The 14,436-nt window shown below is 66.5% G+C and carries 12 protein-coding genes; 8 read left to right on the forward strand and 4 right to left on the reverse strand.

Annotated elements, in window-relative coordinates; genetic code table 11:
- Window positions 1–362: 362 nt before the first annotated feature.
- Together RT662_RS09055 and RT662_RS09060 are read right to left on the reverse strand one after the other, a co-directional pair.
- Window positions 363–2,264 carry a hypothetical protein gene (locus RT662_RS09055; RefSeq protein ID WP_313670390.1) on the reverse strand — a complete coding sequence of 634 codons (1,902 nt, stop codon included), beginning with the start codon at window positions 2,262–2,264 and terminating at the stop codon, window positions 363–365.
- 15 nt (window positions 2,265–2,279) lie between these two features.
- Window positions 2,280–3,731 (reverse strand): patatin-like phospholipase family protein, encoded by a 1,452-nt coding sequence (locus RT662_RS09060; protein WP_313670391.1) that lies wholly within the window; start codon window positions 3,729–3,731, stop codon window positions 2,280–2,282.
- A 117-nt stretch (window positions 3,732–3,848) separates the two neighbouring features.
- On the opposite strand from RT662_RS09060, the gene RT662_RS09065 reads away from it, so the two are divergent.
- The 7 genes from RT662_RS09065 (at window position 3,849) to RT662_RS09095 (ending at window position 11,458) form a co-directional block, all read left to right on the forward strand.
- Complete coding sequence (locus tag RT662_RS09065) at window positions 3,849–5,573, forward strand: hypothetical protein (protein WP_313670392.1); 1,725 nt, start codon at window positions 3,849–3,851, stop codon at window positions 5,571–5,573.
- A gap of 152 nt (window positions 5,574–5,725) precedes the next feature.
- A complete protein-coding gene (locus RT662_RS09070; RefSeq protein WP_313670393.1) occupies window positions 5,726–6,640 on the forward strand; it encodes a serine protease in 915 nt (304 codons plus the stop codon).
- On the forward strand, window positions 6,637–7,701 hold the full coding sequence (locus RT662_RS09075; RefSeq protein ID WP_313670394.1) for a hypothetical protein: 1,065 nt from the start codon (window positions 6,637–6,639) through the stop codon (window positions 7,699–7,701). Before RT662_RS09070 ends, RT662_RS09075 begins: the two co-directional genes overlap by 4 nt.
- Window positions 7,702–7,742: 41 nt before the next feature.
- Window positions 7,743–8,897: a hypothetical protein gene (locus tag RT662_RS09080; protein WP_313670395.1), complete on the forward strand. Its 1,155-nt coding sequence runs from the start codon at window positions 7,743–7,745 to the stop codon at window positions 8,895–8,897.
- The gene (locus RT662_RS09085; protein WP_313670396.1) at window positions 8,878–9,888 is read left to right on the forward strand and encodes an HlyD family secretion protein; all 1,011 of its coding nucleotides are present in this window, start codon (window positions 8,878–8,880) and stop codon (window positions 9,886–9,888) included. Before RT662_RS09080 ends, RT662_RS09085 begins: the two co-directional genes overlap by 20 nt.
- A complete protein-coding gene (locus RT662_RS09090; protein ID WP_313670397.1) occupies window positions 9,888–10,529 on the forward strand; it encodes an ATP-binding cassette domain-containing protein in 642 nt (213 codons plus the stop codon). Before RT662_RS09085 ends, RT662_RS09090 begins: the two co-directional genes overlap by 1 nt.
- A gap of 35 nt (window positions 10,530–10,564) precedes the next feature.
- Window positions 10,565–11,458, forward strand: a complete 894-nt coding sequence (locus RT662_RS09095) for a hypothetical protein (protein ID WP_313670398.1) — start codon at window positions 10,565–10,567, stop codon at window positions 11,456–11,458.
- A 645-nt stretch (window positions 11,459–12,103) separates the two neighbouring features.
- On the opposite strand, the gene RT662_RS09100 is transcribed toward RT662_RS09095, so the two are convergent.
- Entirely contained in the window at window positions 12,104–12,988 is an 885-nt protein-coding gene (locus RT662_RS09100) for an SMP-30/gluconolactonase/LRE family protein (protein WP_313670399.1), read from the reverse strand.
- 46 nt (window positions 12,989–13,034) lie between these two features.
- Here RT662_RS09100 and RT662_RS09105 point away from each other — a divergent pair, with 46 nt between their 5' ends.
- Entirely contained in the window at window positions 13,035–13,658 is a 624-nt protein-coding gene (locus RT662_RS09105; protein WP_313670401.1) for a 2-dehydro-3-deoxy-6-phosphogalactonate aldolase, read from the forward strand.
- Here RT662_RS09105 and RT662_RS09110 read toward each other — a convergent pair.
- Window positions 13,655–14,407, reverse strand: a complete 753-nt coding sequence (locus RT662_RS09110) for an SDR family oxidoreductase (protein ID WP_313670402.1) — start codon at window positions 14,405–14,407, stop codon at window positions 13,655–13,657. The two genes, RT662_RS09105 and RT662_RS09110, sit on opposite strands and share 4 nt — an antisense overlap.
- Between the last annotated feature and the right edge of the window lie 29 nt (window positions 14,408–14,436).

Raw genomic sequence — 14,436 nt, forward strand, 5'->3', positions numbered from 1 at the left:
CCCAACCGGGCGGAAAATCGAAATCCCCATAGATCGCTCGCTCGGGCCGCGGGTTCCTGCATGGGAGGCTTTCGTACGCCAAGTGGCGCCCGAAACCCTTCATCATTTCGGTCATTCAAGACCTGTCGCAAAACGCCTGAAGGCGGACGTGCGGTCGCTGAGACCAGAAAGGCCGTCATTTACGGCTGAACGGCGAAACTGCTCTCGAGCGTGCAAATGCGGAAGGCCGCCTTTGCCGCCCTTTGCACTTTTTCAATTCCCTGCCGGCTGCCTTCATGTGCCCATGCACCAGCCGCCTGCTTGTCTCGCCGCATAACCTGAGCGTCTGTATCCAGCCTGTCTCCCCGACTGCGATGCGCTGCTCAATCCGGCACGTCCGGTGTACGCGGCCACGGCATCAGGCCCATGTTGACGGCGCCCCAGTTCCAGAAATGGTCGCGCCCGAACTGTGTGAGCAGTGTATCGCGCGTCTGGTGCCAGCGGGCCAACTTGGCGGCGAAATCCTTTTGCACCTTGTGCCGATCGATGAAGCCGCGCTTGGCGAAATGCATGGACCATTCAAGGCCGTCGATCCTGTCCAGCGCCGCGCACACGGCCCGGGTGGCGCGCGGCATCGAATTGGTGACATAGCGGAAGATCTGGCGGGTGAAATCGTCGTTGTGGCCATCCTCCTCCATCCGGTTGGCCACCTTGCGGGCAATCCAGGGTGACAGGCCGTCGATTTCAATCACGCAGCTGTGGGTCCAGCGGGTGAAGGCCATGGTGCCGGCCGGATGGCTGACAAAGCGCAGCGTGAACACGAAGCTGCGCGGGAATTCGTGCACGGCCGCGCAGATCGCCGGCAGCACATCGGCGATGCGATCAAGCGGGATCGCCCAGCTGGCGTTGTAGAGCGCGCCCGGATAGCCACCGGTGATCGTGCCGCGATGCAGGAATCGCCAGCTGGCGGTGATCGGTTCCTTCGGCTCATCAAATCCGGCGATGTGCAGATATTGATCATATGCTGTCTTCCGGTCGTTGTCCTGATCACCATCAGGATCGAACAGGATCATCGGCACTTCCGGCCCAGGTGGCGGGGCCAGCGTGTCATCGTCGCGGCCGTCATCGGGCAGATCGGGAACGTCCACAGGCAACAGGGCGTCCGGCAACTGAAAGCTCTTGCCGCTCAGGCGGGCGCCAAGCAGCGCAAACGTGTCGCCGGTGCCCGGCGGCAGCGCCTGCGGTGCAGATGGTGTCGCGCCTTCCGGAGCCAGAAAATACAGGATGTGCGCGGCGGCCTTTTCGTCCCACGCGTGCGGGTCAACGGTGAGTTCGTAAAATTGCGGTTCCCGTCCCGCCTGGCCCAGCATCGCGGCGACGCCATCCCAGTCGCGCCGGGCCAGCATGGCAAGCCAGGAAGCGTCGATCCGGTGGGTGAATTGATGCCGTTCGAACAGTTGATCCGGCACCAGCCGCACGGCCACGGCCGCCACGATGCCCATGCAGCCCAGATGCACCAGCGCATCGGCAAACATCGCATCGTCCTGAATGCGGGGCAGCGCGGTCAGGCCGGCCTTGCGCATCCGGGCCGGCAGCAGCGCGGCCAGCGCGGCCTCGTTCAGCACCGGCGCCGATTCCGGCTCCAGCCACACGGCGTCTTCTTCCCCGGTCACGATCAACATGCCGGCGATCATGTTCTGGATGCCGCCATAGCCCAGCCGCGATCCGTGGCTGGCAGTGGCCATGCCGCCGGCCAGGGTCATGCCCATATGCGTGCCGCTGGTCTGGATCGACAGGCCATGGCCGGCGGCCCAATCGGCCAGTTCCTGCAGGCGGGTGCCACCGCCGGCCAGCGTGATCGGGCCCTGTGCTTCTGGCGCGCGGTAGCCATCGGCCAGCATCAGGCACCCGGCCAGCCCGGAACAATCCAGCTTGGCTTCGCGCAGCTTGTTGTCATCGGCACCGATCAGCCCGGAAAAGCTCCAGCCGCTGCCGACCTGCACGGTGGGAAACACCCGGAAATCGCCCTTGCCTGGTTCCTTGGAGACCTGGTGTCGGAGTTTCCGGTGCGCGTACAACTTGGCGAATTCGTCCAGATAGTCGAACACCAGATCTGTCATCTGGGCAAAGCGGCCGGGATCAGCGATGCCGGCCAGATCACTGCAATGGAACTTGCCCAGCAATTCCACCGGCACCAGCGGCTCCATCAGATCGCCGTACCGCGTACCGCGCGTGAGATGATAATTGGCCCAAGGGGTGAATTGCTGGGTGCTGATGCCGGCCATGTCGTCTTTCCTTGCTCATTTCTGTTGCTGTGACGCGATTTCGCTCAAGGTTGGCAATCTGATCCACGGTGGTTTGTCTTGGGCGCGGGCCTTAGCACCGCCGAACCGGGCTAGGCAGCGCATGCCTTCGATCGGAAAGGGCTCGGCGCGGGTGGGCAGATCGGTGCACGGCGGATCGGCCTGGGAATAGCCATCGGCCGTCGCCACGAAGATCGGCGTTTCCGGCCGGTTCAGGCGCAACATGGTGATCGAGCCAACCTCGTTCTGATTGACCAGCACCGCCTGGCCGCGCTCCATCAGGTTGAGCACATGCGGCCGGCTGTCGATCAGCGTCTGGCCGCGATGGGTAGGATCGGGAAGGCTGGCGCGGGCGATGGTTGGTCCGTTGCGAATCACGTAGAGTTCGGCCGCTTGCGGCGCTGCCAGCTGCGCGGCGCTGGCCCGTTTCGCCCGATCGGTTTCGGCCCGCTTTACCACTTCGATCACGTGCGCATCGAACACTGACACGCGCACCCCGCCATCGGCCAGGCTGCGCACATTGCCGCTTGCCGGATCGCGCAGCCGCACCGGCACCATCTGCATCGGAATGGCCGATGATCCCGCCACGATCCCGGCAATGGCGCGCGCCGCCGCCGCCCGGCTGGCGGGGTCCTTGCCGGCATTGCGGGCCAGCCGGGTGAGATTGAAGATGCGGAAATCGCCGCTGGCCATCTCTACCGCTCCAACCAGCAGCAATGGCTTACCAAGCGCCAACTGCGCCAGCCTGTCGCCGCCACCTGCCACCGGGGTTTTCAGCCAGCTTTCCAGCCGCGCGATCATCGGTGACAGATCGGTGAGGCCGCCGCGCCGCATCAGGCTGCCGATCGCCGCAAGGCCGCGCCCGCGCGTGCGGCCAACCACGGCATTGCTCACATATTCGGCCTCGGCATCGGCGGCGGAGCCGCCGGCCAGCAACAGCCCCAGCACGGCACCGGTTGACACGCCGGTGACGGCATCGAAACGCGGCAGTGTGCCCTTTTCCGACAGGGCTTTCAGAAACCCGGCGCCAAACGCCCCCCACGCGCCGCCGCCCGACAGCAACAGGATGCGCGGATCGGCCGGCGGTGGCTTTGCTGCCGGTCCGTCCTGGCCCAGCGTCTGCAGTTTCAGGTCCGCATCCACGGCTGAACCGGCGATGGCGGCATAGAGCGGATCGGGCGGCTGGAGCAGCCGGGCTTCGGGTGGCACAGCAAGGCGCAACAAACGGGGATCCCCGACTTTCGGCGGTTTCGCCCGATCAAGATGCGCATCCCGCTGCACCGCCTGCACATGGGGCGAAATTTCCGGCGGCTGTTCCACATCCTTCATCAAGCTGGCCGGCGTATCAATATCGATGGGATCGGCCTTGGGACCGGAAAACACGCCGGTCAACGCCTCCACGCCGGCCACCAGTGCTAGCACCGGGCCCAGTGCAACCAACAAGCTCATCTTGATCCCCCTACTTGCCGCTTTGGCTCGACACTATTGCCCGCAGCGCTCAAGCAACGTGAAAAATCTTGACGCCTTCACCGCCCTGGCGCAATTTTTTTGCTTCGGGGGTGCGGTTTGTCAGACATTAGTTATCGGCTGGATCTGCTTGGCACGTTCGGACTGTTCACGCCGTCCGGGCAGCGGATCGAGATCAGCAGCCGCAAGGCCATGGCGCTGCTGGCTCTGGTGGCGCTATCGCCGGGCGGCGAACGCAGCCGCAAATGGCTGCAAACCATGTTGTGGGGCAGCCGCGAAGAGGCACAGGCGCAATCCAGCCTGCGCCGCGAACTAACGAACCTATCGCAATTGCTGGATCGCCATGGGGCCGGCGGCTTGTTGTTCCGCAATCATCAGCGGGTCGGCCTGGCCATCAATCGGCTGCGCATCGATGTCGATGCGCTGGGCACGCGGCTGCCGGGCCCGCAGTCGCCGACGCCGGGCGATCTGCTCGAAGGGCTGGACCTGCCCGATTGCGAGGAATTCGAAGACTGGCTGCGAGACGAACGCAGCAGATTGGCCGCGCTGGCGCAGCGGCTGCGCGTGCCGGGGCCGCCACCACCACCGCTGCGCGATGTCTTGGGGCAGGATCCGCCCGGCAGCCCGGAGCTGCTGGCCGGCGCGGCGCCGCGGCTGCCGCCCAAGCCATCGGTGGCGGTGCTGCCGCTAGTTGAACTCACCGCGCCGGGCGGCTGGCTGGGGCTGGCGATCGCCGACGAGATCGGTGTGATCCTCTCGCAATATCCGCAGCTGTTCATCGTTGCCAGTTCGGCAGCCCGCTCGCTGGCGGGCAGCGAGCTGTCGCAGACTGAAATCGCCCTGCGGCTGGGCGTGCGCTATCTAGTGGAAGGCACGGTGGTGCAGGTGGCTGATCGGCTGCGGGTGATGGTGTCGCTGGTGGATGGCGGCTCTGGCGAGCAGTTGTGGGCCGAAACCTTCGGCGGCACCATGGCCGACATGTTCGACATGCAGCGCGAGATTGCCGGCCGCATTGCGCCGCAGATCTGGACCAAGGTTGACAGCCAGGAACGCCGCTGGAGCCTGCGTCGTACCGGGCCGCCCACCGATCATTATGACATGTATTGGCGCGCCAACGCGCTGTTCCGCAGCTGGCTGCCCGGCCCGCTGGCCGAAGCGGTGGAACTGGCCGAAACGCTGGTGGCGAACGATCCGGCGTGTCCATGGGCCACGTCGCTGGCCGGATTCTGTCATTCGGTGCAGTACATGATGGGCTATGCCCCCGATTCCGAAGCCTGCCGGCACCGGGCCATCCACCATTATCAGGCCACCATTCGCCACGGTGAGGACAATGTCGAGGCGCTGGGCTATGCCGCCGGCACGCTGATCAATCTGGGCGGCGATCTGGCCATTGCCGATCGCCTGATCGCGCAGGCGCTCAACCTGCTGCCCGCGCACCAGCCCACATTGTTCTGGGGCGGGTGGGTGGATGTGGGGATGGGCAATTCGGCGCGGGCCCGCGAACGGTTCCAACTGGCCATGCGCATCAATCCCGCCACCGGCGCCCGGGGCCAGACCTTGTGCGGCATCGGCTTTGCCGATCTGCAGGATGGCCGTCCCGATGAAGCGGCACAGTGTTTTCGCCAGGCGCTGCTGTCGGCACCGGAATTTCGCATCAGCGAATTGGGGCTGTGCGTGGCATCGATGCTGATTGGCGACAGCGAGACGGCCGGGCCGATCGCCCGCCGACTGCTGGCCGATGGCCGCGATCCGCCCTTCCTGGGCCTGTTCCAGGAGGGGCAGCAGGATCTGCTGCGCAGTGCCCTGCACCGCGCCGCCGCCTGAGCGCACATAACCCGAAAAGAGCATTCACTTTTCACGTTGCCCGAGCGCTGCGCTAATTCCCGCTGAGCGCTGGCCGCGCCACTCTCCCACCCATGTTCACTACAAGGTGGCGGGAGGTAGGCATGGCAGGAAGGGCAACGATCCGCGGATCGATGATGGCATTGGCTGCCGGCCTTGCCGCAGGAGCCGGCGCGCCGTCGTTGGCCGATACGGCGTCGCGGCTGGTGCCCTTCATCTGGTGCGGCCGGCCAGTTGAGGTGCAGGATTTCCCCTGGCAAGTGGCGGTGACCACGCGCCGCGCCGGCGTGGAATATTCGTGCGGCGGCGCGGTGATTTCCGATACTGCCATCCTCACGGCCGCCCATTGCGTCACGCATAGTGGTTCGGTGCAGCCGGTCGCTACAGTCGATGTAACGGTACGGGCCGGCAGCACATGGCGGCTGGACAGTATTCCGCAGAGCGTTGCCCGCGTGATCGTGCACGACGGCTGGCGGGGCGCGACCGAGCCGGACGGGCGCGACATGGGAATCGATGCGGCCGTGCTGATCCTTTCCAAACCGTTGGCCAATGCCCGGCCGATCCCGATCCGCACCGCGCCGGTGGTCACACCGCTTGGGCCCGGCGTGGTGGCCGGCTGGGGCCTCTATGGTGAGGGCCCGCAACTGGCCAGTCGATTGCTCGGCGGGAAGGTTGCCATCATCCCGGCCGCCGAATGCCGCACGCTGATACCGGGAACACGCGTCGGTTCGGTGTCGGATCATAATGTCTGCACCAGGTCCGACATGGTGGTGCAATGCGCCGGCGATTCCGGCGGACCGCTGGTGATCGGCTCCACCGCGCAGCCGCAGCTGGTGGGGATTGCCAGCTGGAAGCTGGGCAGGGGCTGCGAGTTCACCGGCACCACGCATGTTGGGGTGTTTGCGGGCGCTGCGACGCTGGCCGGCTTCGTGCAGCGCCACGCGCCGGCAGCCCGCACCACGCAGGACCCGCCCGTACAATTCAGCCTGTGGCCCCGCGGCCGGCCCGAGAGCCGCTATTGCGCATCCAGAAAGGGAGAATGGATATGAAGATCAAGCGATTGGCCACCATGGCCTCGGCATCGGCGCTGCTGGCGGTGCTGGCGGCACAGCCCGCCGCCGCCGATGAAACTCTGGCCGCCGTTCTCGGTTTCGGCGCCGGACTCATCACCAACAACAGCACCACATTGGGCAACAATGCCGGCGAACTGGAAAGCTGGAGCGTGGCGGCGCAGATCGCTGACGCGGCGGCCGATACATTGTGGTTTCGCCTGAACAAGAGCGCCCCTGCCGGCAGAACCGTGATGCTGCTCGGCACCGGTCAGGCCTTCGATCCATCGGCCTATGCCACGGTGCAGGCACGCACGCGCTGGCTGGGTGAGCGCTACAAGATGGTGGAAAAAAAATGCCCGCCACTGCCCGGGACGAAAGCGGACGATGGCGCCGCGCTGACCAGCCTGCCTACCATCCTGACGGCGGTGCAGGGCGTGCTGAAATCCGAAACCAAGATCGACGACAAGATCATCGCGCCGCCAGAAGCCTTCTGGCTCAATGCCGTGGCCGGGCGCGCCAAGGGGCGCTCCATCGTCACACCGGGATCCCTGCTGCCCAACCCCGATGCGGTGGTGGCCAATGATTGGCTGGCACTGGTCGCCAAGGTTGTCGCAATACCCTGCGCGCAATCCAAGGATACCGCTGCGAAGCCCATCCAGGACCTCATTGCCGAAATCACCACCACAGATGCCGGTTTCCGCAAGGCCGAAGCCGGCAAGCTGAGCCTTCTGGAGCAAGCCTCGGCGCTGGAAGGGCTGGGCCTGGGCAGCACGCCGCTGCTGGTTCTGCGTACATCGCAGCAGAAAGTGGGCGGCACCATCATCCAGACCAAGAACATTTTCACCGCACTGGGTGCACCGGCACTGCGCATCGGCGGCGGCATGGTGATCACCTGGGAACTCAGCGAGATCGAGGCCAATGGCAAAAAGGCCAACGTAGTCACGGCCGGCAATCTGGCGTGCACAGCGCCGATGCGGCAACTGGGCACGGTGAACAGCACGCGGCTGCCGCCTGAGGCGCTGAAGAATTGCCAGATTACGCAGCCGCCGGCTGCCTGATCCATGCCACCCTGCCACCACGCAGACAGCCGGACGCGATCGTGAACGCCCCGTCCACAATTGCCCAGCCGGCGCAGCAGGGGCTGCGCCGGTTGCCGCGCCCCGGCGGCGCGGTGCCGCTGTTGGTGCTGGCCATCCTGCGCCATGATGCCCGCAGCCTGATGTTCGGGCTGGTGGCCTGTGCCGTGGCGGCGACGGTGGCCAGTTTCCAGTTTGCGGTGTTCACCAGTTTCCTTGCCGCTGGCGCTGCCGTGCCGCGCTTCATCGCCGCTGATGCCTGGATCGCGGCGGCCGGCGTGGAGTGTTTTGATTTCCCCGCCCCCTTTTCACAAGCCTATGCCGGGGCCGTGCAGGCGCATCTTCCTGGTGCCCGCATCCGCCCGGTGCTGATGGGCTTTGCCGGATCGGCCGGGCCTGCGGCCAGTGCCGGCAATGTCGTGCTGATCGGGATGGAAGGCACTGGCCTGGCCGAACGCCAGTTCATGGCCGATCGGTCCGATCGCCGACGGCTGCGGCTGGATGCCGGCACGCCGGCCCTGCAGGTGGGCGGGGTGCTGTTGTTCGAACGCGCGCAGACGGCGGCGCTGGCCACGTTCCTGGGCGCGCCCTATGTGGTGGTGCCGGTGGAAACCGCGCGGCGGGCGCTGGGCTGGCCGGCCACAACGGTGGCCTTTCTCACCGTGGATTTTCCCGGCGGCGTGCCGGCCGATCTTGAACAGCGGCTGGCGGCGCTGGCCCGCCACTATCCCGAACTCGCCGGTTTCACCGGCCGCCAATTCGAAGCCAGCTCGTCGCAATACTGGCAGGCCAAGACCGGTGCCGGCGCCGCAATCCTGCTGGCGGCGCTGCTGGCCGCGCTGCTGATGCTGTTGCTGCTGGTCAACGCGGTCGCCCGCTTCGTGCAGCGGCGACAGGCCGACATCCTGTCGCTGATCGGCCATGGCGCCAGTGAGTCCGATGTGCTGCTGCTGCTGATGTCCATGGCCGGCGTGTTGGTGATCGGCAGCCTGTTGGCGGTGGTGCTGGCCGCGCCGCTGATCACGCTGGCCGCCGATCCGTGGCTGCCATGGGTGGCGTTCAAGCCCGTCGATGCCCTGTTTGCCGTGCTGCTGGGGGCGCTGGCCTTTGCCGTCGCCACGCTGGCGGCGCGCGCCGATCTCAAGAGGTTTCCCGCCGATGCCATCTTCCGCAGCTGAACGCGCCATTGCTGCTCTGGCCCTGTTGGCCCTTGCCGGCTGCCAGGCCGGCGAAGCGGCCACGCCGGTAGCTCCGCGTCATGTTGCCAGCGCGCAGGGCCGGCTGGATGCCGCGAGCGAAACCCGCTGGCTGGCCGCCGAGATCGACGCCCGCATCAGCGGCGTGCCAGTGATGGAGGGGCAGCGCGTGCGCGCCGGTGATATGCTGGTCAAATTGGCTTGCACCGATCGTGAGGCCGCTGCTGCTGGGGCCGCCGCTCGTGCCCGCGCCGTCGCTGCCGAAGCCCGGCTGGTGGCGGCGGGTCCGCGCGCGGAAGTGCGCGATGAAGTCCAGGCTCGGCTGGCAGCGGCCGATGCCGATCTACAGGATGCCCGCGATCAGGATGCGCGAGCGCGCGCCCTGCTGGCCGGCGGCTGGATCAGCCCGCGCCGCATCGAACAGGTGGCCGCCGGGCTGGAGGCGGCAGTCGCGCGCCGCGCTGCTGCTGCTGCCGCGCTGGCCGCCGTGGATGCTGGCGCTCGGCCCGATGAACGCGCCGCTGCAGCTGCATTGGCGGCGGCGGCTAACGCTACTGCCCGCCAGAGCGCCGCCGACGCCGATCGCTGCCTGATCCGCGCGCCCATCGCCGGCACCGTGCTGCGCATCCTGCGCCACGAAGGCGAGTTTTCCGGCGCTGGCAGCGCCAGCCCGTTGATCGCCATCGCCGATGTGTCGCGCTTGATGGTCCGCGCCGAAGTGCTGGACCGTGATGCGGCGCGCGTCCGTCCCGGCATGATCGCCGATGTCTGGCTGGACGAACAGCCCGGCCGCTGGACCGGGCGGGTGATTGATGGCGCCGGGCTGGTGGGCCGCCGCACCGCGCGCAGCCTTGATCCGGCCGACCGCTTCGATCGCGACATTCGCGAAGTGCGGGTGCAGCTGGATGGCCGGGCACCGCCGGCACTGGTGGGACTCAGGGTCAATGTCGGCTTCCGCGGGGATGGCCGGTGATGCGCCTTGATGCCATCGATTATCGCCTGCCCGATGCCACGGAGCGCCGGCTGCTGCTCAACCAGCTGAGCGCGGCCTTCGTGCCCGGCCGCTTTGCCTGCATCACCGGGCCTTCTGGCACCGGCAAGACCACCATATTGTCGCTGCTGGCCGGTGTGGTGACGCCCGATGGCGGCCGCGTGCTGGATGGCGATTGCAACGTGGCGGCGCTGTCGCCGCAGCAGCGCAGCGCCTGGCGCCGCGACAGTGTTGGGCTGGTGTTTCAAACCTGCCGGCTGATCGATGTGCTCACCGTGGCCGATCATATGGCGCTGGTGGCGCGGCTGCGCGGCCAGCCGGCGGCGCAGGCGACTGGCACCGGCCTGTTGCGACAGTTGGGCCTGGCCGACAAGGCGGGCCACCGTCCCGGGCAGCTTTCCGGCGGCGAGAAGCAACGCGTTGCGCTGGCCCAGGCGCTGGCCGCCAGCCCCCGCATCGTGCTCGCCGACGAACCCACCGCCGCGCTTGACCGGGACAATGCCGCGATCGTTGCACAGTCGTTGCGCGACTACGCCGAACGCTGCGGTGCCGTCGTGGTTTCCGTCAGCCACGACAGCGTGATGATCGATGCCGCCCATGACGAAGTGCGGCTGGCGAAATGATGATTATCAACCCGGGGTCGGAAAGGGCCACACCCATGCTCAAGACACGTTTTCTCGATGAAATGCTGGATCTGATGCGGTTCGGCGAAGTACCGGCGGCGCTGCATGCCATCTATGGCTATCTGCACGCCTTGCGGGACAATTCCGAAACCTGGCCGCAGTCGATCGAAGCGCTGCGCCAGCACCGGCTGCATGGCGTGCTGCTGGAAGACAGTTTTCTGTCGCATTGCTTCACCCGGCCGCGCGGCTATCCCGGCGATGCCGGCCTGATCGACATCATCTATGATCGCAAGTTGCCCGCCGCCGCCAATGACCGGGCGGCCCAGATGTTTGCCCAGACCACGGGAACCGCACCGTGCGAGGCCGTGCGGCTGCGGCGCGAATATGCCCGTACGCTGGTAGCTGATGCTCACCGCGCCGGGCAGCGCATCTGCGTGCTGGCCTGCGGGCATTTTCGCGAAGGCGATGATCTGATTGGCCAGGATCTGTCGGGGATCACGCTGGTTGATCAGGATCCGCTGTCGCTGGAGGTGGTGCGCCGCAATCACGCGGTGCAGGGCGCGCGGATTGAGGAAGCCAATGTGTTCGCCTTCCTGCGCCGTGCCGCGCAGGCCGGCGAGCAATATGATCTGGTCTACACGCTGGGGCTTACCGATTATCTCGATGATCGCGCCATGGTGCTGCTGCACCGCCTGCTGCACCGGGTGACAGCGCCGGGCGGACGGGCGGTGGTCGCCAATTTCCGCCCCGATCTGATGTGCACCGCCTGGATGGAAGCGGTTATGGATTGGACCCTCATTTATCGCGAAGATGCCGAACTGGCCGAATTCGGCCGCTCTGCAGGCTTTGCGCCGCGCACCTGGATTGACCCAACTGGCCATATCGCCTGGGCAGAGCTGCAGCGGCTGGATTTGGCCGCTGCAGCGTGAACACCCGTCTGGGAGTGGTTGTGCCCGGCAAATGGAAGTCGCGCAGTTCCCGTATCAGCATCTCATATTGCCATGAACGTACGTCCAGCAAACGGCACAATTGCCGCCAGTCCGCCACCGGCCCAATCTCGGTCATGCAGCATCGCCCCTATTTTGAGCGGACGATGCTACTGTCATTCAGTCGGAGCCGAGTTCTACAGCGGCCAAATCCTGCCCGCGATCTGCACCTGAAGAGCTTCATGAGGAGACCGCCAAAGGCAACTGGTGCATCCCAGATTGATATCGCTTGGTTGAGCCGCCTCGGTGGGGGACATCATCGGCATCTGGCCGGCGCCAGAATTCTAGACAGCGGCCCAAGGTTCAATTTGAACCTCGAGCCGCTTCTCCCACGGTAGAAAACGACAAAGAACAGCACATTGCGTACGTAAAACAGATTTAAAAACAACGCTATAAGGCCATAGTGATTGTCTTCGGGAGGCAGAGGCCGGAGGTTCGAATCCTCTCGCCCCGACCATTTGGTGTTGAGGTTCGGTCCCGGCGAACCTTCGTCCTCTGCACGGCAGGGGAATGGGAATGAAGGTTTCAAGCCTTTGTTCCGACGAACGGATCAACAAGGGCCGGCAGCAATGCCGGCCCTTTTTTGTTTCAGGCGATGCGGAAGCGGCCGGCGGGCAGCCCCTGGAACGGCCCTTCATACACCAGCACATCGCCGGCGTGCGGCTCCGCTGAACGGTTCAGGCCCTCGCTGGCACTGGTGACGAACAGCAGGTCAAGGCCCGCGCCGCCAAAAGCCACGCAGGTCACCTGGCTCACGGGCAAGGCAAGGCGCCCGGCGACCGTGCCATCGGGGTTGTAGGCGGTGACGCGGCTGCCGCCCCATTCGGCGTTCCACAGCCGGCCTGCTGCATCCACGTCCGATCCATCGGGCGCGCTGCCCGGTTGGTTGCGGGCGAACAGCGTGCCTTCGCCCAGCGGGCCGTTGGCAGGGTAACGCTGGATGCGGCCTTTGGTTGAGTCGGCGAAATAGGCGTGCGCGCCGTCGGGCGAGAAGCAGATCGAATTGCTGATCCCGATGCCGTCGCGCAATGCCACCGGCGGCGCCGTCCCCGGCGGATCAAGGCGGTAGAGCGCGCCGCGTTCGGGCGGCGCGCGGGCATCATCCTCCACCATTGCCCCGGTCCAGAAGCGGCCCTGCCGGTCCATCCGACCATCGTTCAGGCGCATGCCGTGGGCTTCCAGATCCAGCCGGTGCAGCCATTCGATGCGCCCGTTGGCCGGCGTGAACAGCGCAAAGCCATTGGCCAGCGCCAGCAGCAGCCGATCCGGATCGTCGGTGAGGGCCAGCGAACCCAGGCGTTCGGGCAGGGCGATGCGTTCCAGTTGCTGTGCGTCGTGGTGCCAGCACAGCAGTTCGCTCTTCTGAATATCGGTGAACCACAGGCAACCGGCCCGATCATCCCACACCGGCCCTTCGGCCAGCACACATTGCGAGGGGATGATGAAGGCGGGCTGGCTGGGCAGGTCAAGCATGGCGGGCAGGATTGCACCGGCGCTGTTGCCGGCGCAAGAACGGTGAATGAGCCGAGATTTTCTTGATGGGCATCGCCCCCTGATCGCCATCTTGCGCGGGCTGGAGCCGGCGCGCGCTGTCGACGTGGCCCACGCGCTGGTGGATGCCGGCATCAGCCTGATCGAAGTGCCGCTGAACTCGCCTGACCCACTCAGCAGTATCGAAGCGATCATTGCGTCGGTTGGCGATGCCGCGCTGGTCGGTGCCGGCACCGTGCTCGATACCGGCGCGGTGCGCAGCCTGGCCGGCATCGGTGCCCGGTTGGTGGTGGCACCAAATTGCAACCCTGCGGTGATCGAAGCGGCGGTGGCCAGCGGCATGATCGCGCTGCCCGGTGTGCTGACCCCCACCGAAATGTTCGCTGCCGTCGCGGCTGGTGCCCACGGCCTGAAGCTGTTCCCGGCCGAACTGGTGCCGCCTGCGGCCGTGAAGGCGGTGCGCGCCGTGCTGCCACCTGGCCTGCCGCTGTTCATGGTGGGCGGCATCAACGCCGACACGATGGCCGCCTATCGCGCCGCTGGGGCCACCGGGTTCGGGCTGGGCAGTTCCCTGTTCAGGCCGGGCAAGCCGTTGGCCGATATTGCCGCCGATGCGCAGGGCATCGTGGCGGCCTGGGACGCGCTGACCTAAACCCGGCCGCCGTCGATCACCATGGCTTGCCCGGTGATCATCCGGCTGTCGTCGGCGGCGAGGAACAGCGCCAGATTGGCGACGTCTTCTGGCAGGATGCGCTGTTTGAGGGCGACCTGCTCCATCCATTCGGCCTCGGCCTCGGGCGTCAGCCACAGATCGAGCTGGCGCTGCGTCACCACCCAGCCCGGCAGGATGGCGTTCACCCGGATCGCGTCGGGCCCATATTGCCGGGCCAGCGCCTTGGTCAGCCCCACGATGGCCGATTTCGCCGCGACATAGGCGGGCATCCCGCCCGGGCCCAGCAGCGCGTTGATCGACGAGAAATTGATGATGCTCCCGCCCGCCGGCATCAGGCGGATCGCGGCCTGCGTGGCAAAGAAACCGCAATCGAGATTGACCGCCATCAGGTCGCGCCAGCGCGCTTCGTCAACGGAGAGCGGATCGTGGCGACTGTCGTTGGCTACATTGTTGATCAGCACGTCCAGCCCGCCGGCCGCTGCGGCAAAATCGGTGATGGCGGCCTGCAGCGCCTGCGTGTCAGTCACGTCCAGCGCCCGGAACCACGGGGCGGCCGGCAGCGCTTCAGCCAGCATCGCCGCCGCGTCGGCCGCCAGATCGACATGGCCCACCACCGCGCCTTGCGCGGCAAATGCCGTCACCAGCGCCGCGCCGATGCCGGTCGCCCCGCCGGTGATGAACACGCGGCGGCCGGCAAGGCTGGGGTAGGTGGCAAAATCGCTGCTCATGCGGCCAGCATAGCGCGGCGACACGCCAA

This window comes from Sandarakinorhabdus sp., from assembly GCF_032115815.1.
Classification (GTDB): Bacteria; Pseudomonadota; Alphaproteobacteria; order Sphingomonadales; family Sphingomonadaceae; genus Sandarakinorhabdus.

Excerpts from the sequence above, each read along its gene's own strand:
- RT662_RS09105 (WP_313670401.1), top strand. The coding sequence starts at position 13,035 with ATGAGCCGAGATTTTCTTGATGGGCATCGCCCCCTGATCGCCATCTTG.
- RT662_RS09095 (WP_313670398.1), top strand. The coding sequence starts at position 10,565 with ATGCTCAAGACACGTTTTCTCGATGAAATGCTGGATCTGATGCGGTTC.
- RT662_RS09070 (WP_313670393.1), top strand. The coding sequence starts at position 5,726 with ATGATGGCATTGGCTGCCGGCCTTGCCGCAGGAGCCGGCGCGCCGTCG.
- RT662_RS09100 (WP_313670399.1), bottom strand. The coding sequence starts at position 12,988 with ATGCTTGACCTGCCCAGCCAGCCCGCCTTCATCATCCCCTCGCAATGT.
- RT662_RS09090 (WP_313670397.1), top strand. The coding sequence starts at position 9,888 with ATGCGCCTTGATGCCATCGATTATCGCCTGCCCGATGCCACGGAGCGC.
- RT662_RS09110 (WP_313670402.1), bottom strand. The coding sequence starts at position 14,407 with ATGAGCAGCGATTTTGCCACCTACCCCAGCCTTGCCGGCCGCCGCGTG.
- RT662_RS09085 (WP_313670396.1), top strand. The coding sequence starts at position 8,878 with ATGCCATCTTCCGCAGCTGAACGCGCCATTGCTGCTCTGGCCCTGTTG.
- RT662_RS09075 (WP_313670394.1), top strand. The coding sequence starts at position 6,637 with ATGAAGATCAAGCGATTGGCCACCATGGCCTCGGCATCGGCGCTGCTG.
- RT662_RS09055 (WP_313670390.1), bottom strand. The coding sequence starts at position 2,264 with ATGGCCGGCATCAGCACCCAGCAATTCACCCCTTGGGCCAATTATCAT.
- RT662_RS09060 (WP_313670391.1), bottom strand. The coding sequence starts at position 3,731 with ATGAGCTTGTTGGTTGCACTGGGCCCGGTGCTAGCACTGGTGGCCGGC.